Raw genomic sequence first — 18,936 nt, 5'->3', positions numbered from 1 at the left:
GGTGAAGTCGGAGGGGTTGGGTCAGACGCGCGCGGTTCAAACAGGGCTTCCTCGTTCAACGTGTCAACGATCGCCGTCCTCGGACGGCCGCGTGAACTCGTTGTCGCTCGCTTCCACGGGAGAGGAAGAAGACGCGTTCTCCTTGGCGTGTACAGCCAACAGTCCGAGCCCGGAGAACAGCGCGTGGGCGGCGAGCATACTGGTGAGGTCGGCGTGGTCGTGCGGGGGCGAGACCTCGACCAGATCCATCCCCACGATCTTCACCCCTGAGAGGTTGTCGAGCAAGCAAAGAAGTTCGCGACTGCTCAGCCCACCGGGCACGGGCGTGCCCGTACCTGGAGCGTGGCTGGGATCGACGCCGTCGACGTCGATCGAAAAGTACACGGGACGATCGCCAATCGCCGTTTTGATCGTCTCGGCGATCTCGACGGCGCTGCGCTCCTCGAACACCGAGGCTGGAAACAACATCGCCTCGTGACCCAGGCTCAGCGCCGCCTCGTCGCCGTCCTTCCAGCCGCCGCGCAGGCCAACCTGGAACAGCCCGCCCTTTTGCACGTGGCCATCCTCGATGGCGTGTCGAATCGGGGTCCCGTGGTGGAATTCCTCGCCCCAGACGCCGGCGTCGCTGGTGTCGTAGTGGGCGTCGACGTGGACGACGCACACCGGCCCGTGCACGGCGTGGATGGCCCGCATGATCGGGGTCGTGATCGAGTGGTCACCGCCCACGACGAAGGGCACCGCGCCCGCGCCGAGCACCGCCATGACCTCGGCCTGCACCGCCTGGCGCATGAGCTCGGGGGCGAAGGGCGTCACCGGCACGTTGCCGCCGTCGAGGGCCGGCGCGTGCTCGAACACGTCGACGCGGTGCTTGGGGTGGGTCGAGGACACCAGCGCGCTGACCCGGCGCACGTGGTAGGGGGCCACCCGAGCCCCGGGCAGGTAGGTCGTCCCGCTGTCGTAGGGCACCCCCAAAAGCACGGCCTTGGCTCCGGCGAAGCGGCCGGGGTCACCGATCTGAGTCTGGGGGGCGCAGGGGAGGCGGAAGAAGGGGGTCTGGCCGTGGGCCAGGTACTCCTGGGCGGACTGGGGGCGCGCGGGGGTGGTCATCGACGATCTCGGAGCTCAAGAGCGGTAGAGGGCGAGCATGGCCTCGCGCACGCGGGCGGCGAAGTCCTCGGCTCGCTCGCCGGCGCGGGCTCCCATGGGCGCGCCGAAGTGCAGCTCGGCCACGGTCCGCGGGCGACCCACGGTCTCGAGGTAGTGGGGCAGGAAGTTCGCGTCCCCGACCCAGCCGGCGTTGGCGTGGAAGTAGCGCAGGGCGATGGGCGTGACCGGGATGTCGAGGCGCTGGGCCAACCCAAACATGCCGCGGTGGAAGGGCAGGATGCTCTCGCCGTAGCTCGTGGTGCCCTCGGGGAAGGTCAGCACCGAGCCACCGTCGAGCAGGGTCCGGCGGGCGCGGAGCAGGACCTTCGCCCCGCTGTGGGCGCAGCCGCGCTCGACCAAGAGCATGCCCAGGCCGCTGGCGATGTCGCCGACCACCGGCCAGCGGCCGACCTCGCGCTTGGCGATCGCGACGGTCGGGAGCACGTCGGCGATCAGCAGCGGGTCTTGCCAGCTGATGTGGTTGCACATCAGCACGCAGGACGCCTCGGCGCTGGGCACCGGCCCGCGCACGCGGACCTCGAAGCCCGAGAGCGCGCACAGGTTGCCAGCCATGAAGTGCATGTAGCCCTGGCGCCTGCGGGTGTTCGCGGCCGTGTCCGGGAGCGGCAGCAGCTCGCGGCGGATGTGCGCCGAGGCCTGGGCCAGGAACACGGAGGTCCGCCGCATGCGACGGCCCGAACGCAGCAACGCCGCGGGCCCTGCCGCCAGCTTCGGCAGCAGCCCCAGCGGCGCAGGCTCGAGCTCGATGGAAGGTACGCGCGCGTTCATGACCGCTACCGCCCGAGGCAGGTCGAAGGAGGCAGCCTCAGGCGCTCGCCTCGACCACGCCCAGGCCCGAGGGCGCGGGGAGGATCGCCGGCGAGATCACCGAAACGGGCTTGGCCTTGGGCTTTGGCTTGATCAGGCCGAGCCGCTCGTAGCGAGCGCGGAGCTTGTCGAAGGCCGCGGCGTCGATCTTCGACACGATGCGCTCGTCCTCCGGGCCGTAAAAACCCCGGCGCACGCCCATCTCCGTCGCCCCCAGCGAAGCGTGCAGGGCACGGGCGGCCTTGTTGTCCTCCTTGACCGTGAACCAGCACGAGTCGACCTCGTCGGCGATGGCGCTGACGAAGGCGCGCAGCAGCAGGTGGACGCAGCGCGTGCCCTGGAACTCGGGGACCACGGCCAAGGTGGTGCAGTAGGCCTCGCGCTCGCGCACGAAGCTGAGCAGGTAGCCCACGGGGCGGCCGTCGGCGAGGGCCAAGAAACAGTGGCGGCCGAAGAAGTCGCAGCACAGGCGCACGTAGTAGGGGCCCAAGGTGGTCTCTCCCTCGGCGCCGAAGACCTCTTCCTCGAGGTACATCAGGTCGTCGAAGTCCGCAGGCTCGAGGTTCTTGACGGTGTAATCAGGCACGACTCGACGCTCCTCAATGATTCCCCGTGGGGGTTCCGAACTCGCGGCGAATGTGACGGGGACGGAGCACCCCTCGATCACGCTCGCGTGAAGAGATTGCGACAACGCTCGCGCGCCACGAGCCCGCTCCCGTCACCGAGCTGTCTCGTCTCGGGCGCGACCTCGAATCGTGGCGGGGCTCGAGCTCGCGCATGGCGAACCTGCGTATGCGGTCGCTGAGGACCCGCAGCCCCCGAAACCCACGCAGCCACGGCCGAGTCGTTCGACCCGGCGCGTGTGTCGTGATAAGGCCGGGACAAGCCATGGCTCGCCCCGACCATCACCAGACCCCGTTCGCCGGCCCTTCGCGGCCTCCGGGCACCCTGACCGGGGCTGGCCCCCGCGAGCTTCACCGCGCCGTCACCGAGCTGGAGGCTGCGCGTGGCGAGTGAGGCGCGCAAGGGTCTCGTCGCGCGGTGGATCGAGCGGCGCTTTGGCGGCTACCGGCACCCCGTCAACAGCCCCGATCCCGAGCTGCCGGCGGCCCTCGAGAGCCCCAAGCGCGTGGCGGTCATCGGCGCCGGCCTGGCCGGCCTCGGGGCCGCGGCCAAGCTCGCCGAGCGCGGCTTTGGGGTGGTGCTGTTCGAGCGCAACCACTACCTGGGCGGCAAGCTGGGCGCGTGGAAGACCACCTTCCCCGACGGCAGCGAAGAGGCCATGAACCATGGCTTCCACGCCTTCTTCCGCCACTACTACAACCTGAGCGAGTTTCTGAGCCAGCTGGGCATCGATCGCAACCTCACCGAGGTCGGCGACTACATGATCCTCGGCGTCGACGGCCAGCGCTACTCCTTCGCCGGGGCCGCGGCGACGCCCCTGCTCAACCTGATCAGCCTCGGGCGCCTGGGCCTCTACTCCTTCCGCGAGGTCACCGGCCGCAAGACCCGGACCAAGCTCGAGGCCCTGCTGCGCTACGATCGCGACAAGACCTACGCCGAGTGGGACTCGGTGTCCTTCGCCGAGTTCGCCGAGCAGGCCGAGCTCCCCGACAGCCTCGCCCTGGTGTTCAACACCTTCTCCCGGGCCTTCTTCTCCGACGCCGAGAAGATGTCGATGGCGGAGCTCATGAAGAGCTTCCACTACTACTATTTGAGCAACGACAACGGCCTGCTCTACGACCACCTCGACGACGACTTCGAGCCCACCTTGCTGACGCCGCTGCGGGAGTACCTCGAGCGTCACGGCGTCGACATTCGGCTCGAGACCGAGGTTGGCGCTATCTCCGCCAACTCCGCCAGCACTGAGGGCGCAAGCTTCACCGTCGACGACGAGCCCTTCGACTACCTGCTCATCGCCAGCGACGTCGTCGGCACCCGCTCGATCTTCGCGGCCTCGCCCGAGCTCGCCGCCGCCGCCCCCGAGACCGCCGCCAAGATCGACGCCCTGTTCCCGGGCCAGCGCTACTCGGTGTGGCGATTGTGGCTCGACATCGACTTCGATCGCGGCGAGGTCCCCTCCTTCGTGATCACCGAGCGCGACCGCTACCTCGACGCCATCTCCTGGGTCGAGGGCGTCGAGTCCAGCGCGGCCGAGTGGGTCGCCGAGCGCCGCAAGGCCGGCAAGCGCGGCTGCGTGCTCGAGCTGCACTGCTACGCCGTGCCCGAGGAGCTGAGCGGGGGCCGCATCGACGCCGAGACCGAGGAGGTCATCCGCGAGGGCTTCCTGGTCGAGCTGCGCAACCTCTTCCCCGAGCTCGCCGACGCCCCGGTGATCCACGACGAGCTCTACGTCCGCCGCGATTTCCCGGCTTTTCACGTCGGCACCCACGCCCAGCGACCTGGGATCGGCACCGACCACCCGCGCCTGTTCCTCGCCGGCGACTGGGTCGACCTGCCCTTCCCCGCCATGCTCATGGAGGCCGCCTACACCTCGGGGCTGATGGCCGCCAACGCGATGATGTCGGCCGAGGGCCTGCGCGAAGAGCCGGTGTGGTCCGTGCCCAAGCGCGGCATCCTGGCCTGAACACCGAGACCTCGATCACGTCGCCGCAAAGCTGCGCTGCCGATCCACCCTCTGGCTGCGCGCACCGTTGGGCATGAACAAAAAGACCGGACAGCGCTGCGAGACGAGCGGCCACTACGCCTTTGCCGGCTACGTGGACGGCTCGACCTCGCCGAAGCCCAGCCAAGAAGAGCGCATGATCACCCTCAGCGAGGGCGGGACCTTCCCGCCGATCAACTCGTCGGACAAAGCGGCCTACTGGCAGCTCAAGCGCGCGACCTGACCCTCGAGCCCGTCCGACCCCGCGTGCCTTCAGCGCGCGCGGGGTTTGGGCGGCGCCCGTTCGAAAAGAGGGTATGAGCCCTCGCCATCCGTGCACGACGCACCGCGACCGTGGCCAAGGGCGCGCGACCTCGGCTAGCGTGGGTCCATGCTCCGATCCCACGCGCGCCTGGTCTTGTTCGCGGCTTCCCTCAGCGCGCTCGGCTGCGACGCCGAGGCCCAGGAAGCCCTCGCCGCCAAGCAGGCCGAGGTCACCGAGCTCCAAAAGGAGCTCGACAGCAAGAGCGCGCTCAGCGAGCAGCACGAGGCCGCCATCGCCGAGCTCAAGGCCGAGCAAGAGGCCCACGTCGCGACCCAGGAGAAGGCGACCAAGCTCGCCGCCAAGGTCGAGGACCTCGAGAGCAAGGCGGGCTCCCTCGAGGGGGAGCTGAAGAAAAAAGACAAGGCCCTCGCGGCGGTCAAGGCCCTGCAAGAGACCCTGTCCAAGTCCCTGGTCGAAGAGATCGAGACCGGGGACATCCGCGTATCCGAGCGCCACGGCTACCTGGTCGTCGACGTGTCCGACAAGGTGCTGTTCGCCACCGGCGAGGCCACGCTGAGCGAGCGGGGCAAAAAATTGCTCGGGCGCCTGGCCGAGAGCCTGCTGACCCTGCCCAAGGACTCGGTGTTCCAAGTCGGCGGGCACACGGACAACCAGCCCATCAAGTCCGAGGAGGTGCTCGCCAACTTCCCGACCAACTGGGAGCTGTCCGCCAGCCGCGCGACCAACGTTGTCCGCTTCCTCGAGGAAGAATGTTCGGTCCCGGGCGCCCGGCTGGTCGCCGCGGGCTTCTCCGAGTTCCGGCCCGTATCCAGCAACAAGAAGGCCAAGGGCCGGGCCAAGAACCGGCGCATCGAGATCGCCCTGCTGCCGCCCGGGCGCTGAGCTCCTCAGTGTCGTTCCTTGCCAAGCTCGGCGTCATCGGCCATGAATCCGTCATGCGCCGCTCAGCCGCCTTGACCCTGGCCCTGTCCCTGCTCGCCCCCTCGCTGCTGGTCGCGGCGGCCGGGTGCGGCGAAGTCCAGCGACCCGACGGCGGCGAGGGCCTGCTCGCGGAGGGCAGCGAGGCCCCGGCCCTGGCCAAGGCCGCCCACGACGGCACCGCCATCGACCTGCGCGCCCTCGGCAAGCCCGCGATCGTCTACTTCTACCCCAAGGACGGCACCCCCGGCTGCACCACCGAGGCCTGCGCGTTCCGGGACGTGTGGTCCAGCTACGAGTCCGCGGGGGTCATGGTCATCGGCGTGTCCATGGACGACGACGCCTCCCACGAGGCCTTCGCCGAGGAGCACGAGCTGCCCTTCCCGCTCATCGCCGACACCGAGGGCACCTGGGCCAAGTCCTTCGGCGTCCCGGCCACGGCGGGCTTCACCCAGCGGGTCAGCTTCCTGCTCGACGCCGAGGGCAAGGTCGCCAAGGTCTACCCGGGGGTCGACCCCGGCGTGCACGCCGACGAGGTGCTCGAGGCCGCCAAGGCTCTCTGAGGGCCGCTCGGGCGCGGGCCCTAGAGCTCGATGCCCAGCTTGTAGCGCCGGATGATCTTGGCCTTCTCCGGGTCGTCCAGGAAAGACGCCCGAAAGGGATCGGTGACAGCCAGGCCCTCGAGCTCGGCCAGGCACGCGACCAGCGAGCCGAGCTTCACGTCCTCGAGCGCCTCGAGCTCGTCGGCGGTCACCCCGAACAGGCGCAGGAAGAGCAGCGAGCCGTGCACGGTCTCGATCTTGCCCAGGGCCGGATCGGGCAGGCAGACCAGGCCCGTGAGCGCGCAGTCCTCGGGCCGCGGGCCGTCGCTGTTGGGCGGAACCATGGGCGCGCCCAGGTTGAGGAAGTGGCCCGAGTCGAAGCCGCCGCCCTGGCTCAGGGCGTGGTGGCCGAGGGACTGGAACAGGCGCAGGGGCCAGACCGGCGGGGTGTCGCTGGGGCCCTCGAGGCCGTGGGGCGCGACGGGCACGCGCAGGGTCAGCTCGTAGCCGAAGCCCGAGATCGCGGCGTCGTCGGAGCTCTTCTCGAACAGCTCGGACAGGCCGTAGCTGACGTAGAGCCAGCCCGCCGGCGAGCGCGTCTCGAACACGGTGACCGCCGGGAGCGGGCTGGGCTTGTCGAGCTCGTAGGGGTGGCGGCTGGTGAACTGGTGCGGGGTCGCGGTCGGGAAGTGAGCCCCGACCCAGCGGTCGATGGCGTTCCAGCCCGGCGCGTCGCCGTCGTGGGAGGTCGCGTCGCTCATCGTGCCTTCGCTCGCTTCGCTCAGGCCCTGCGCTCGAACTCGGTCATGAACTCGCACAGCGCGGTCACGCCCTCGAGGGGGAAGGCGTTGTAGATCGACGCCCGGCAGCCGCCGACGCTGCGGTGGCCCTTGATGCCGGAGAAGCCGGCCGCGCCAGCCTCGGCCAAAAAGCGCTTGGTCAGCGCCTCGCGGCCGTCCTCCGCGGCGCCGCCGAGGGTCCAGGTCACGTTCATGCGCGAGCGCGAGCTGGCGTGGGCCTTGGGCACGTGGGGGGCGAACAGGTCGGAGTTGTCGAGCACGGTGTAGAGGGCGTCGGCCTTGGCCTGGTTGCGCTCGGCCATGCCCGCGACGCCGCCCTTGTCCCGCAGCCACTCGAGCACCAGACCGAGCACGAGCACGCCGAAGGTGTTGGGGGTGTTGAGCAGGCCGCCCTTGGCCGCGTGGGAGGCGTAGCGGAGGATGTTGGGCACGCCGGCCGGGACCTCGCGCTCGAGCCAGCTGCGCTCGAGCCAGACCAGGGTGACGCCCGAGGGCCCGAGGTTCTTTTGCGCCCCGGCGTAGCCGATGGTCGCGCGCTCGAGGCCCATGGGGCGGCTGCCGATGTTGCTGCTCGCGTCGACGACCAGGGGTAGGTCGACCGCGGGCATGGCCTCGTACTCCGTGCCGAAGATGGTGTTGTTCGAGGTCACGTGCAGGTAGGCCGTGGCCGCCTTCGCCGGCAGGTGCTCGGGCAGGGCCGGGATGTGGTCGTAGCCCGTGTCCTTGGAGCTGGCCAAGACCGCGGTCTCGTGACCCCGACCGCCGCCGGCCGCCACCGCCTGGCTCTCCTTGATCGCCTTGGTCGACCACGCGCCGGTGTCGACGTAGGCCGTCGTCGAGCCGGGGGCCGCGAAGTTCATCGGCACCATGGCGAACTGCTGGGTCGCGCCGCCCTGGAGCAGGAGCACCTGGTGCGTCTTGGGGACACCGAGGACCTCGTGGACGAGCTCGACGGCGCGATCGTGGATCATCCCAAAGTCCTGGCTGCGGTGGGAGATCTCGAGCAGCGACAGCCCGATGCCCGGCGCACCCTTGGCGTGGCCGTCCCCCCCGAGCTCGCGCACCGCCGCGGCCGCGCGCTCGAACACCTCGGGGGGAAGGATGGCCGGGCCGGCCGAGAAGTTGAAGATGCGCTGTGCCGCCATGGCCGGAGGCTAACAGCCCGGGGTGAAAGCCACCACGACACCTCGCTTGGCCTTTTCGCCGAGAGCGTTGTCGCCAAATCTCACAGTGGCCCACCACAGCATCGATTTGGCTCCTCGCTCTCGACGAAAATTCCTGCGCGAGGAGCCGCGCTGGCTTTCACCCCGGACTGCTAGATCACCCCCGCGCCGGATGGTAGCGTCCCCGCCCGTGGCGCACCGCACCAGCTTCCCCCCCGTCGCGGACTACGTCCCCGGCGACGGCCCCCTCCGGGCGACCTTCGTCACCAACCGCGGCTCCTTCACCGTCGAGCTCCTGGAGGCCATCGCCCCCAACACGGTCTCGAACTTCGTCGGCCTGGCCACCGGCCAGGGCCCCTGGACCGACCCCAACACCGGCACCGAGGGCGAGGGCCCCTACTACGACGGCGTCATCTTCCACCGCGTCATCGCCAACTTCATGATCCAAGGCGGCGATCGCACGGGCACCGGCCGGGGACGCCCCGGCTACACCTTCGACGACGAGTGCTCGCCCGAGGCGCGCCACGACGGCCCCGGCGTGCTGTCCATGGCCAACGCCGGCCGCCGCGGCCAAAGCGGCACCAACGGCAGCCAGTTCTTCGTCACCCTGCGCGCGACGCCCCACCTCGACGGCAAGCACACGGTCTTTGGCCGGGTCATCGAGGGCATGGCGATCGTCGAGGCGATCGGTCAGACCGCCACGGGCGATCGCGACCGACCCGTCGACGAGGTCCGCATCGAGACCATCCAGATTGGCCGGGGCTAGCAAGGAAGGCCGAGCAGCTCGGGGCGAGCCGCGCCCCGCTCATTGAATCGGTGGCCCGGGCTCGGCTGGCGCTTCGTCAGCCTTGGCCGGCGCTTCGTCGGCGCCGGGCTCCGGTGACTCCGCCTCACCCGACTCTTTGGGATCCTGTTTGGGATCCTTCGCCGGCACGTTCGGCCGCGCCCCGCCGCGCTTGGGCTTGGCGTCGGCCTCCTCGGCAGCCGGAGCCGGCTCCTCGTCGGTCCCGAGCACCTCCGAGGGCGGCAGCTTGCCCTCTTCCCGCGCCTCCCAGTTGGCCTCGCGCCGCTGCTTGGCCTCGCGCGCCTGCTTGGCCGAGTAGCGCATGGCCTTGCCGAACTCCTTGGCGATCATCTGCAGCACGACCCGCGCGGCGATCTCGTTGAACTCGTGGCGCAGGATGATGGTGCGCTTGTCCTGCTCGAGCTCGGTGGCCGAGATGATGCCGCCGGCGACGTCCCAGACCCCGAGGGCGCGCAGGTCCTGCTCGAGCTCGCCGTTCCAGTAGGTGACGACCTTGTCGGCGTGGGCGAGCTCGAGGAACTCGAGCTTGACGACGAGCTCCGGGGTCTTGGCGGCCTCCCACATCAGCTCGGCGCGGCTGGGGATCTCGATGGGGAAGCCCTCGGGCACGCGGACCATGGCGCGGATGTCCTCGACGACCAGCTGCACCCCCGCCTTGGGCTCGGCGTAGGTGTAGGTCCGCATCTTGGCGATGTTGGCCACGAAGTTGCCGGCGGTCTTGCCCTTGCTCTTGTCGGGCCCGGAGACGACCTGCTCGACGAAGGCCTCGCGCAGGTAGATGGCGACCTTGTCCCCGGGAACGAGCACGAACTGGCGGTCGTCGGGGTTGCGGTCCTCGAGGTCAGAGTCGATGTAGCGCGGGTCGCCGATCCAGGCCTTGTTCTTGCCCTCGCCCTCCTCGCGCCAGTCGACGGTCATTTTGTTGCGCGCGCAGGCCCGGTCGATGCCCGCGCGCATCTCGTCGTGGCCAAAGCCGTACTGCACGGCGACGAAGGCCTGGGTCTGGTCCGTGGCGTCGGGGCTGCCCATGACCACGAAGTCGAAGTCCTCCCAGACGTTGAACCCGGCGTCGTCGACGAGCAGGCGAAAGTCCCTCAGCGGGGCCATGATCTCCGTGGCCGAGTCGCGGAAGGGCAATTTTTTGATGCGCTTGTTGGCCAGCATCAAGGTCCAGGTCGCGTTGGGCGGGACCAGGCCCTTGATCTTGGACTTGCGGTGGCCAAAGCGGGGCTTGGCTTCGGGCTCGGGCTCGGGCTCCGGCGCGCTCGCTTCGGCGGCGGGATCTTCGGGCAGCTCGGTCGGCGGCGGCTCGGCCTCGGGTTCGGGCTCCGGCTCGGGTTCGGGCTCCGGCTCCGGCTCACCTTGGGCGGCGTCGGGCTCGATCTCCTTCTCCTCGAAGTCGATGAAGTCGATCTCGTACTCGGGCGGGGTGTCGTCGAACTCCTCGGGCAAGTCCTCGGTCACCCGCATGGACCACGCGAACACCAATACGAAGGCCGCGTGCGCGATCACGGACAGGGCGCCAGACAGGCTGTATCGAGTAGTCTCGCGCACGGGACGCCTTTGATGGTAGCAGGCCGGGGCCAGCCACGCCGCCTCCCGGAGACCGCGTCCCCAAGCGGGCGGGGTCTCGGGCACAGGGCGTCACCCCGAGGGTGAATCTTTGGCGCTGGGCTACGGTCGCACCAACGCGACTAACGACCGAGGCGCCAGGTCAGCGGCAGCAGCAGCAGGTAGCACAGCGCCCCGAGCCCGAGGGTCGCGGGCACGCCCCAGACCATCGACGAGCCCAGGGCCAGGCCGCTCGCGCACACCCCGGCCGCGCCGTTGATGCCCCACAGCCACGGCCCGAGCTCCGGGCCGCCGTCGCGCTGACGCCGACGCTGGACCAGGCGCAGACCCAGGGGAAAGCCCAGGCCCATGCCCAGCGCGGGCACGCCCACCGTCGCCACGCCCACGACCACGCGCAGGCCAAGGGCCTTGCCCACGAAGGCGTGGGTCAGCGGCCCCGAGGCGAGCACGGCCAGCAGCACGAGGGCGAAGGTCAGCAGCGGGAACAGCCGACCGGCGCGGCCGCCCAAACCCTGAGCTCGGTCGAGCCAGTCCTCGATGGGCGCGCGCCCGGAGATCAGGCTGCCGATGCCCGTGAACGAGATGATGCCGCCCAAGAGCACGGCCAGCGCCACGGTCGGGTGACCGATGAACACGTTGAGCCGCGAGAGCAGGCCGATCTCGACGAACATGAAGCCCAGCCCGATCAGCCCGAAGTAGGTCACCGAGGCGAGCAGATCCAGGCGCTGCACGTCGCGCAGCTCGTGGCGCCGGGCCAGCAGCGGACCGATCAGCGTCATCGCCGTGAGCAGGATGCTGACCAAGGTCGCGTAGACCAGGGTCTGGGTCGCCTGCAGGTTGCCGAGGAAGGACACGTCGAGCTCGTCGACGGCCTCGGGGTCGCTGAGCCAGGTGCTCGGCTCGAGCATGTTGAAGAAGAAGGGCCGGTCGTCCGTGGGCGGGGTGAAGTCGAGGTCCTGGGCCGCGGTCCAGGTCCACAGCTCGGCCTGGTCCTTCACCGCCCACAGCTCGGCCAGGGGCCCCCCGCTCGGGGCCTTGCGCGGGGTCGCGAGCATGGTGAAGCCCCGGCCCAGGCCCGCCGCCTCTTGCATCGCGTCGATGTCCGCGTCGGTGAAGGGCGTGGGCGACATCAGCACGGTCGCGACGCTGAACTGGCGGAGCACGAACATGTGCTCGCGCGGGTCCTCGACGCCGCGGCGGTGGAGCACCTCCATGGCCAGGGCGATCATCCGCACGGTCTCGCCGGGGCTCTTGGGGTGGTACCAGCGCGAGACCGTGAAGATGCCGTCGTCCTCGAGCCGGCTCATGAACACCTCCCAGGCCTCGGCGGTGTACAGGCCGTTCTCCGACAGGCTGTAGCTCCCGGCCCCCGTCGACGCCCAGGTGTCGATGAGCGACATGGTGATGACCGAAAAGCGCCGCGGCTCGCCCTCCATGTGGCTGCGCGCCTCGGCCGAGACCAGCTCGACGCCGGGGATGCGCGTGAGCCTGGAGTAGTCCTCCATCTCCTCGGTGTGCAGCCGGACGATGAGGTCGTTGAGCTCGACGCCGACGACGGGGCTGTGGCCGGCCCGAGCGGCGACGATCACGTCTCGCCCGCCGCCGACCCCGATGACCGCCGCGGGCCCCTCGGGGCGGACCATGTGCGCGAAGGAGGTGATGTCCCAGTCGATGTGGGCGTGGCGCTCGAGCTCGTCGCCGTGCTCGAACATCATCGTCGCCGCGGCGCCGTCGATCTCGATGGCGCGCTGGGGCGTGGGCGCCCACAGCTCCTTGGGCATGAGCATGCTGCCGGCCCAGGACACCGGCGGGGCCTCGAGGGTGTGCTGGACCGTGACCCGGGAGTAGGTGTTCCAGCCGATGAAGGCGTAGGCCTCCGGGTCCTCGGCGCGGCCCTTGACCCAGGCCGGACGCAGCGGCGGCGCCTCGGCGCTGGCGTTGGCCAGGCCCAGGGCGACGAGCCCGGCCGCGAGGGCGCCGGAGCCGACCAAGCTGCGCCGGCGACCCGAGCCTTCTCCGTCGCTCGCGCGCGGCTCGGCCAGGGCAAAGCACAGCGCCGCGAGGGCGCCGACGGCCGCAGCGAGCAAGGCCGCGCTCGCGGCGTCGAAGTGGTTCAAGAGCGGGATGACCAGCGCGCAGCCAAGCGCCGCGCCGACCAGATCGACGCCGTAGGCCGTCGACGCCGGCAGCCCCGCCCGGGTCAGCGCCAGCGTCAGCGTCACCCCGCCCAGAGCGAAGGGCACCGCCATGGCCCCGCCGTAGGCGAGCAGGGCGAAGAAGTCCATGAGCCCGTCGATGGGCAGCAGCGGGATCGCCATGGCCAGGCCCGCGGCGACGGGGGTGGTCAACGCGAACGCGAGCGCCGACTGGCTCAGGCGCCGCGGGACGTGCTCGTCGGCGAACACCTTGGGCAGCAAGAACACGATCACGGCGCCCGCGGTCATGCCGAGCATCGCCAGCGAGATCACGAAGAAGGCGAGGTGGTACCAGGCGATCACGCTGGTGATCCGCGTCAGCAGGATCTCCAGCATGAGCGTGGACAGAGCGACCGCGAACACGCCGACGTAAGTGAGCGGGCGCGAGGGTGCGGTGCCATTTGCGCTGACCTCGGACAAGATTGGCGGAGGCTATCAAACCTGCGCCCGAGGTCGATGGCCGCCCGCGCATCAGCCGAGATGGTAATTTTCACGGCCATGCACCGGCGCACACGGCTCATCTGGCCTCCCCGGCTCGCCCTCGTCCTCGCAGCCCTCGCTCCCCTGGCCCTCGGGGCTTGCCCGGCGAGCGACGAGGGGCCCGACGACGCCAGCTCGGACGAGGCCGCCGCGGACGCGCAGTGGTGCGACGAGGTCGTCGACTGGGACCCGGCCTGGGTCGCCTTCGAGGACGCCGTGCTCGAGCGCGTCAACGAGGTCCGCGCAGAGGGCGTGGAGTGCCCCAGCTCGAGCTACGAGCCCGGCGCGGCGCCCCTGCGCTCGGTCCCGAGCCTGCGCTGCGCCGCCCGCAAGCACGCCCTCGACATGGCCACGCGCGACTTCGTGGGCAACTTCGACCCCGAGGGCGTCAACGCCTTCGACCGCATGGAGATGGCCGGCTACGAGGGCTTCCCGCAGGGCCAGAACCTCGCGGCCGGCTGGCCCACGCCCGAGGCCGTCGTGTCCGGGTGGCTCGACGTCGAGGACTACTGCAAGCAGCTGATGGCGCCGGCCACCGACGAGACGGGCATTGGCTACGCCCCGGGGGTTGGCGTGACCTACGAGCACTACTGGACGCAAACCTTCGGCTCGACGACCGAGCCGGAACCCGAGCCCTGAGCGCCCGCGGGTGGGGTAGAGTGCGGCGAATGGCCGGCACGAACCCTCTGATCCGTGATCGCGACGTCGACTTCCAGCTCTACGAGGTCCACGACGCCGAGCAACTGTGCAAGCTGCCGCACTTCGCCGAGCACACCCGCGAGATCTTCGACCTGTGGCTGCGCAGCGCGGCCAAGCTCGCCCGGGAGCAGTTCTACCCGGCCTTCAAGCCCATGGACGAAAAGGGCGCCGAGCTCATCGACGGGCGCATCAAGTCCCCCGAGGGCATGGCCGAGCTGTTCGACGCCGCCGTCGACCTGGGCCTGATCACCGCCGCCCGCCCCGAGAGCGTCGGCGGCTCGCAGCTGCCCCTGACGGTCTCGGTGGTCGGCTACCTCTACCTCATGGCCGGCAACAGCGGGGCCGTCGGCTACCCCCTGCTGACCGCCGGCGCCGCCCACCTGATCGAGAGCTTCGGCAGCGAGGCCCTCAAGGCGACCTTCATGAAGCGCATGTACGCCGGCGAGTGGGTCGGGACCATGTCGCTGACCGAGCCCGGGGCCGGCAGCGGCCTGGGCGACATCACGAGCACGGCGACGCCCATCGAGGGCCGCGAGGCCGAGGGCGCCCACCACATCCGCGGCTCGAAGATCTTCATCTCCGGCGGCGACCTCGACTTCCGCGACAACATCGTCCACCTGACCCTCGCCCGGCGCCCCGGCGACCCCCCCGGCGTCAAGGGCATCTCGCTGTTCGCCGTCCCCCGCCTGCGCCCGAGCGCCGGCCTCGAGGACCCCAGCAACGAGGACGCCGGCGAGGGCGAGATCGCGGTCGAGTTCAACGACGTGCACACCAGCCAGCTGATCCACAAGATCGGCTGGAAGGGCCTGCCGAGCCTCGGCCTGAGCTACGGCGAGGCCGACGACTGCGTCGGCTGGATCGTCGGCGAGCCCTGCCGCGGCCTCAGCTACATGTTCCAGATGATGAACGAGGCGCGCATCCTCGTCGGGGCCAACGGCACGGCGACGGCCTCGGCCGCCTATCACCAGTCCGTCGACTACGCCCGCGAGCGCAAGCAGGGCCGCTCCCTCGACCCGCGCCAAAAGACCAAAGAGCCGATCCCGATCATCGAGCACCCCGACGTCAAGCGCATGCTGCTGCGCCAAAAGGCCATCGTCGAGGCCAGCATGTGCCTGGTGATGACCGCCTCGCGCTACAACGACGTCGCCGAGCACGGCGCGAACGAGGGCGACCGCAAGCGGGCGCGGATGATCCTCGACATCCTCACGCCGATCACCAAGACCTTCCCGGCCGAGCGCGGCTTCGAGTCGACCAGCCTGGCCCTGCAGATCCACGGCGGCTACGGCTACTCGAGCGAGTACCTGCCCGAGCTGTGGTTCCGGGAGCAGCGCCTCAACTCGATCCACGAGGGCACCACGACCATCCAGGGCCTCGACCTGCTCGGGCGCAAGGTCGTCGCCAACATGGGCCAGTCGCTGATGGTGCTGATGGAGGAGATCCGCGCCGACATCGAGGTCGCGCGCAAGGACGGCGTCGACGAGGCCCTGTGCGAGGCCGTGAAGATCGAGGTCGCCCGCGTCGGCGGCCTGACCCAGGTGCTCGGCCAGCGCGGCATGTCCGGCGACGTCCTGGGCATGATGGCCCACAGCCACGACTACCTGTGCCTGTTCTCCAACTTCATCGTCGCGTGGCAGTGGCTGCGCATGGCTGGCGCTGCCTCCCGCGGCCTGACCGAGGCCCACGACCCCGACAGCGAGGCCTTCTACCGCGCCAAGCTCGAGGCGGCCCGCTACTGGATCCGCACCGAGCTCCCCGACAACGCGCGCCTGGCCGAGCTGTGCGAGAGCAACGAGGACTCCTACCTCAAGGTCCCCGACTCCGCCTGGTGAGCGGAGCGTCCCCACCCCCCGCTCAGGGGTCGCGCGGCGGCAAGAAGCCCAGGCGGATGAACGAGGCGATCAGGAACTCGCCGTAGTCGACCTGCTCGTCGCCGTCGCGGTCGAACTGGCTGACGAAGCCCTCGGCGTCGGTCCGGCCCATGCCGAGGATCTGCTGGACCTCGTCGACGGTCACCACGCCGTCGCCGTCGAGATCGAAGCGATCGAAGGACTTGGCCAGGCGCCCGAGCTGGCCGTCGATCTTGGCCCGCAGCGCGGCCGCGGTCGCGGCCTCGAGGTCGCCGCCCGCCGCCTGCTCGGCGACGCGCTCGCGCTCGAAGGTGCTGAGCGCCGCGTCGCCCTTCGCACGCAGGTGCGCGAGGGCGTCGGCGAGGATCTTCTGGACCTCCGGGCTGGACTCTCGGTCGCTCATGTTCCGGACACTCTGCCATGGACACCCAGGGTCGAGCGATCGCGCCGGCGTGATGACTGCGATTGCGCTGCGCTTTCGCGACTGCCGCCATTGCCACCCTCGGTGACCGCAAACTGCGGTGAACTCTGTTCAAAGCCGCCCCAATACTTGCGGGCTCGTTCAACTTTCTCGACCATGGGCGCCATGGCTTGCAGCTCCCTTCGATCGTCCCGCAGCGCCGCCCTGGTGGCCCTCGCCCTCGCCGCAGCGCCCCTGGGCTGCAGCGATGACGGCTCCGTCACCGACGACGAGGCCTCCGACACGGCCGCGGAGGACACCGAAGAGAGCACCGGAGACGGCGAAGACGGCGAATCCTCCGACACTGGCGAGGCGACGACCGAGAGCACGGATACCACCGACAGCTCGGACACCACCGACACCGGCGAGACGGACCCGCAGTGCGCCGCCCTGGCCCCCGGGCTCAACTCGGGCTTCATGGTCGACGGCCTCGCCCGCGAGTTCTACCTGGACCTGCCCGCCGACGTCGAAGCCGGCGGCCCCTGGCCGGTGGTGTTCTCCTGGCACGGCCTCGGCGACACCGCGGCCAACTTCCGCGGGCTGTTCTCGGGCCTCGTCGACAACCCGGCCATGCCCTTCATCCTCGTCACCCCCGAGGACACCGACTTCCCGATCTCGGCCTTCGGCGCGTCCTTCCCCATGGACTGGGACACCTTCATGATCGAGCCCAACGGCGCCGGCAACCGCGAGGTCGCGCTGTTCGACGCGGTGCTCGAGTGCGTCGACCAGCGCTGGGGCCTCGACGCCAGCCACGTGCACTCGACCGGCTTCTCCCTCGGCTCGATCACCACGGACATGATCTCGACCGTGCGCGGCGAGCAGCTGGCCTCGGTTGCGACCTACTCCGGGGGTTATTGGAGCAACCCCTCCAACGTCGACGCCCTGCTCGGCATCGTCGCCAACTGGCCGCCCCACGCCGTCCAAAACAAGTACCCGCAGCTGCTGGTCCACGGCGGGGCGACGGACACCATCGAGCTCGTGCCCGGGGTCTACACCATGGACTTCTCGGCCTTCGCCGTGAACGACCAGAGCTTCCTGATCGACAAGGGCCACCCGGTGGTCACCTGCGATCACGGGGCCGGACACACCGCGCCGGTGAGCGTGTCGCCGACGACGGTGATCGAGTTCTTCGCGCTCCACCCCCTGGGCACGACGGACTCGCCCTGGGCCGCCTCGCCCCCCGCCGAACTCGATTTTTGCGCGTTCGACCTCTAGCAGTCGCCCACCCCGACCGCGCCGCCGTCGACGGACGCAGCGCGGCGAACGACGACCTCCACCCGATCGGGCGCCTAGCCGCAGCAGGCTTCCCAGCAGCACGAGCCGTCGTCGGCGCCGCAGTTGGCCCCGCCGTTGGTCCAGCTGCAGTCGCACGCCGCCTGCTCCTCCTCGGAGCAAGAGCCCCCGCCGCAGCCCTGGATGGTCTCGTTGAGGGGGCCGCGGTCGACCCCCGAGATGTCGATGAGGGCCTGCGGGCACTCGACCTCTTCGTACTTGAGGTTGGGGTTGTCCGCGGCCTCGTACCAGTTGACGAACCACTCGCAGCCAGCGGCCAGCTCGCCCATGTTCGGCTCGTCGAAGATGTCGTTGCAGCGATCGAGGACGCAGGACTTGACCGCCTGGTGGTTGTCGGCGCCGAGCTGCTGGGTGCAGGTCGAGAGCAGGCCGCCGTAGGTCTGGCCGAGCTGGTTGTTCGACACGCCCCACTGGTAGGAGCAGGCGTTGAAGGCCCCGACGCCGCCGCCAGGGGTGAGGATGTCGAACTGGCCGCCGCTGACGTCGTAGCCGATGTTGGTGGCCTGGACGATCATGGTCTTGCCGCCGAGGGCGACGGAGCCGGGGTTGTCGGCCTGGTAGTGGCCCTCGCCGGTGAACTCGAGCTGGTAGCAGCGCCCGCAGATGTCCCCGTTGGCCGGGACCGCGGCGAAGCCGTAGGACAGCGAGCCGCTGACGGCCCACGGGGCGTTGCTGTAGCAGGTGAAGGCCGCGTTTTGGTTGGGCCCGTTGCAGGAGCTGGGCACGTCGTAGTCCTGGCCGTGGCTCTGGTCGGCCGCGTCGCAGCTGCCGACCGTGCCGATGAGCGGATCGGTGTTGCCGGTGTTTCCGCAGTGGGCCTTGCAGCAGTCCCAGTAGCGCGTCGCGTAGCCGTCGCAGGCGTCGTTGCCGAGCGGAGGCGGATCGTCACCGCCGGTGCCGCTGGTCGTCGTCCCGCCCTCCGTCGATCCGCCCTCCGTCGATCCGCCCTCCGTCGATCCGCCCTCCGTCGATCCGCCCTCCGTCGTCGTCCCGCCGTCCGTCGACCCTCCATCTGTCGACCCGCCATCCGTCGTCGACCCTCCCTCGCCCGTCGACCTTCCCGTGCTCGTCGACTCCCCCTCGCTCGAACCACCGCCCGTCGACCCGGCCTCGTCCGTCGACCCGGCCTCGTCGCCCGCGCTGCTGTCCGAGTCCGCCGTCGTGTCGATCGTGCTCGCGGTGGCCAGCTCGTCACCGGAGTCGAGGGAGACCCCCGTCCAGCAGCCACCGAGGAGAACGGGGGCACCCAGGAGCACGGCCAGACGCAGCGAAGCACGCTTCATGCTTCCTCTGGTGG

The 18,936-nt window shown here is 70.2% G+C and carries 17 protein-coding genes; 8 read left to right on the top strand and 9 right to left on the bottom strand.

What is annotated here, in order from left to right; translation table 11 throughout:
* Positions 1-63: 63 nt before the first annotated feature.
* The 3 genes from speB to PPSIR1_RS09160 are packed head-to-tail and all read right to left on the bottom strand — an operon-like array spanning position 64 to position 2,560.
* Positions 64-1,107 (bottom strand): agmatinase, encoded by a 1,044-nt coding sequence (gene speB, locus PPSIR1_RS09170; RefSeq protein ID WP_006970752.1) that lies wholly within the window; start codon positions 1,105-1,107, stop codon positions 64-66.
* A gap of 15 nt (positions 1,108-1,122) precedes the next feature.
* Positions 1,123-1,935, bottom strand: coding sequence for a lysophospholipid acyltransferase family protein (locus PPSIR1_RS09165; protein ID WP_006970751.1), 813 nt, complete (start codon positions 1,933-1,935; stop codon positions 1,123-1,125).
* A gap of 37 nt (positions 1,936-1,972) precedes the next feature.
* On the bottom strand, positions 1,973-2,560 hold the full coding sequence (locus PPSIR1_RS09160) for a GNAT family N-acetyltransferase (RefSeq protein ID WP_006970750.1): 588 nt from the start codon (positions 2,558-2,560) through the stop codon (positions 1,973-1,975).
* 420 nt (positions 2,561-2,980) lie between these two features.
* Between PPSIR1_RS09160 and PPSIR1_RS09155 the strand changes: the two genes are divergently transcribed.
* From PPSIR1_RS09155 to PPSIR1_RS09140, 4 genes are all read left to right on the top strand, one after another.
* Positions 2,981-4,561 carry an FAD-dependent oxidoreductase gene (locus PPSIR1_RS09155; protein WP_006970749.1) on the top strand — a complete coding sequence of 527 codons (1,581 nt, stop codon included), beginning with the start codon at positions 2,981-2,983 and terminating at the stop codon, positions 4,559-4,561.
* 73 nt (positions 4,562-4,634) lie between these two features.
* Complete coding sequence (locus tag PPSIR1_RS09150) at positions 4,635-4,823, top strand: YjzC family protein (protein WP_006970748.1); 189 nt, start codon at positions 4,635-4,637, stop codon at positions 4,821-4,823.
* A gap of 147 nt (positions 4,824-4,970) precedes the next feature.
* The gene (locus PPSIR1_RS09145) at positions 4,971-5,747 is read left to right on the top strand and encodes an OmpA/MotB family protein (protein ID WP_006970747.1); all 777 of its coding nucleotides are present in this window, start codon (positions 4,971-4,973) and stop codon (positions 5,745-5,747) included.
* A 53-nt stretch (positions 5,748-5,800) separates the two neighbouring features.
* Positions 5,801-6,346 carry a peroxiredoxin gene (locus PPSIR1_RS09140; protein ID WP_086001161.1) on the top strand — a complete coding sequence of 182 codons (546 nt, stop codon included), beginning with the start codon at positions 5,801-5,803 and terminating at the stop codon, positions 6,344-6,346.
* Between the two features lie 20 nt (positions 6,347-6,366).
* Here the strand turns inward: PPSIR1_RS09140 and PPSIR1_RS09135 are convergent, their stop codons facing one another.
* Together PPSIR1_RS09135 and serC are read right to left on the bottom strand one after the other, a co-directional pair.
* Positions 6,367-7,086: a suppressor of fused domain protein gene (locus PPSIR1_RS09135; RefSeq protein ID WP_006970745.1), complete on the bottom strand. Its 720-nt coding sequence runs from the start codon at positions 7,084-7,086 to the stop codon at positions 6,367-6,369.
* Positions 7,087-7,106: 20 nt separating this feature from the next.
* The gene (gene serC, locus PPSIR1_RS09130; protein ID WP_006970744.1) at positions 7,107-8,270 is read right to left on the bottom strand and encodes a 3-phosphoserine/phosphohydroxythreonine transaminase; all 1,164 of its coding nucleotides are present in this window, start codon (positions 8,268-8,270) and stop codon (positions 7,107-7,109) included.
* A gap of 208 nt (positions 8,271-8,478) precedes the next feature.
* Between serC and PPSIR1_RS09125 the strand changes: the two genes are divergently transcribed.
* Positions 8,479-9,054 (top strand): peptidylprolyl isomerase, encoded by a 576-nt coding sequence (locus tag PPSIR1_RS09125; protein ID WP_006970743.1) that lies wholly within the window; start codon positions 8,479-8,481, stop codon positions 9,052-9,054.
* A gap of 39 nt (positions 9,055-9,093) precedes the next feature.
* Here the strand turns inward: PPSIR1_RS09125 and PPSIR1_RS42260 are convergent, their stop codons facing one another.
* Both PPSIR1_RS42260 and PPSIR1_RS09115 read right to left on the bottom strand, forming a co-directional pair.
* The gene (locus PPSIR1_RS42260; RefSeq protein WP_157595357.1) at positions 9,094-10,647 is read right to left on the bottom strand and encodes a hypothetical protein; all 1,554 of its coding nucleotides are present in this window, start codon (positions 10,645-10,647) and stop codon (positions 9,094-9,096) included.
* 140 nt (positions 10,648-10,787) lie between these two features.
* Positions 10,788-13,223, bottom strand: coding sequence for a spermidine synthase family protein (locus tag PPSIR1_RS09115; protein WP_006970741.1), 2,436 nt, complete (start codon positions 13,221-13,223; stop codon positions 10,788-10,790).
* A gap of 135 nt (positions 13,224-13,358) precedes the next feature.
* Between PPSIR1_RS09115 and PPSIR1_RS09110 the strand changes: the two genes are divergently transcribed.
* The gene (locus PPSIR1_RS09110) at positions 13,359-13,979 is read left to right on the top strand and encodes a CAP domain-containing protein (protein WP_006970740.1); all 621 of its coding nucleotides are present in this window, start codon (positions 13,359-13,361) and stop codon (positions 13,977-13,979) included.
* Positions 13,980-14,008: 29 nt separating this feature from the next.
* Complete coding sequence (locus tag PPSIR1_RS09105; protein ID WP_006970739.1) at positions 14,009-15,868, top strand: acyl-CoA dehydrogenase; 1,860 nt, start codon at positions 14,009-14,011, stop codon at positions 15,866-15,868.
* A 22-nt stretch (positions 15,869-15,890) separates the two neighbouring features.
* Here PPSIR1_RS09105 and PPSIR1_RS09100 read toward each other — a convergent pair whose 3' ends face one another.
* Positions 15,891-16,289 carry an EF-hand domain-containing protein gene (locus PPSIR1_RS09100; protein WP_006970738.1) on the bottom strand — a complete coding sequence of 133 codons (399 nt, stop codon included), beginning with the start codon at positions 16,287-16,289 and terminating at the stop codon, positions 15,891-15,893.
* Positions 16,290-16,472: 183 nt separating this feature from the next.
* On the opposite strand from PPSIR1_RS09100, the gene PPSIR1_RS09095 reads away from it, so the two are divergent.
* Positions 16,473-17,561 carry an alpha/beta hydrolase family protein gene (locus PPSIR1_RS09095; protein ID WP_157595356.1) on the top strand — a complete coding sequence of 363 codons (1,089 nt, stop codon included), beginning with the start codon at positions 16,473-16,475 and terminating at the stop codon, positions 17,559-17,561.
* Positions 17,562-17,635: 74 nt separating this feature from the next.
* Here the strand turns inward: PPSIR1_RS09095 and PPSIR1_RS45835 are convergent, their stop codons facing one another.
* Positions 17,636-18,922 carry an endoglucanase gene (locus PPSIR1_RS45835; RefSeq protein WP_086001153.1) on the bottom strand — a complete coding sequence of 429 codons (1,287 nt, stop codon included), beginning with the start codon at positions 18,920-18,922 and terminating at the stop codon, positions 17,636-17,638.
* Positions 18,923-18,936 lie beyond the last annotated feature (14 nt).

Origin of the sequence: Plesiocystis pacifica SIR-1 (assembly GCF_000170895.1) — a bacterium.
GTDB lineage: Bacteria > Myxococcota_A > Polyangia > Nannocystales > Nannocystaceae > Plesiocystis > Plesiocystis pacifica.
Note: the sequence above shows the minus strand (reverse complement) of the source record. Positions and strands in the feature narration are given on the sequence as shown.

What these genes read in the sequence shown, in the direction of transcription:
- speB (WP_006970752.1), bottom strand. Translation starts at nt 1,107, where the DNA reads ATGACCACCCCCGCGCGCCCCCAGTCCGCCCAGGAGTACCTGGCCCAC.
- PPSIR1_RS09165 (WP_006970751.1), bottom strand. Translation starts at nt 1,935, where the DNA reads ATGAACGCGCGCGTACCTTCCATCGAGCTCGAGCCTGCGCCGCTGGGG.
- PPSIR1_RS09150 (WP_006970748.1), top strand. Translation starts at nt 4,635, where the DNA reads ATGAACAAAAAGACCGGACAGCGCTGCGAGACGAGCGGCCACTACGCC.
- PPSIR1_RS09145 (WP_006970747.1), top strand. Translation starts at nt 4,971, where the DNA reads ATGCTCCGATCCCACGCGCGCCTGGTCTTGTTCGCGGCTTCCCTCAGC.
- PPSIR1_RS09140 (WP_086001161.1), top strand. Translation starts at nt 5,801, where the DNA reads ATGCGCCGCTCAGCCGCCTTGACCCTGGCCCTGTCCCTGCTCGCCCCC.
- PPSIR1_RS09135 (WP_006970745.1), bottom strand. Translation starts at nt 7,086, where the DNA reads ATGAGCGACGCGACCTCCCACGACGGCGACGCGCCGGGCTGGAACGCC.
- serC (WP_006970744.1), bottom strand. Translation starts at nt 8,270, where the DNA reads ATGGCGGCACAGCGCATCTTCAACTTCTCGGCCGGCCCGGCCATCCTT.
- PPSIR1_RS09110 (WP_006970740.1), top strand. Translation starts at nt 13,359, where the DNA reads ATGCACCGGCGCACACGGCTCATCTGGCCTCCCCGGCTCGCCCTCGTC.
- PPSIR1_RS09105 (WP_006970739.1), top strand. Translation starts at nt 14,009, where the DNA reads ATGGCCGGCACGAACCCTCTGATCCGTGATCGCGACGTCGACTTCCAG.
- PPSIR1_RS09100 (WP_006970738.1), bottom strand. Translation starts at nt 16,289, where the DNA reads ATGAGCGACCGAGAGTCCAGCCCGGAGGTCCAGAAGATCCTCGCCGAC.
- PPSIR1_RS09095 (WP_157595356.1), top strand. Translation starts at nt 16,473, where the DNA reads ATGGCTTGCAGCTCCCTTCGATCGTCCCGCAGCGCCGCCCTGGTGGCC.
- PPSIR1_RS45835 (WP_086001153.1), bottom strand. Translation starts at nt 18,922, where the DNA reads ATGAAGCGTGCTTCGCTGCGTCTGGCCGTGCTCCTGGGTGCCCCCGTT.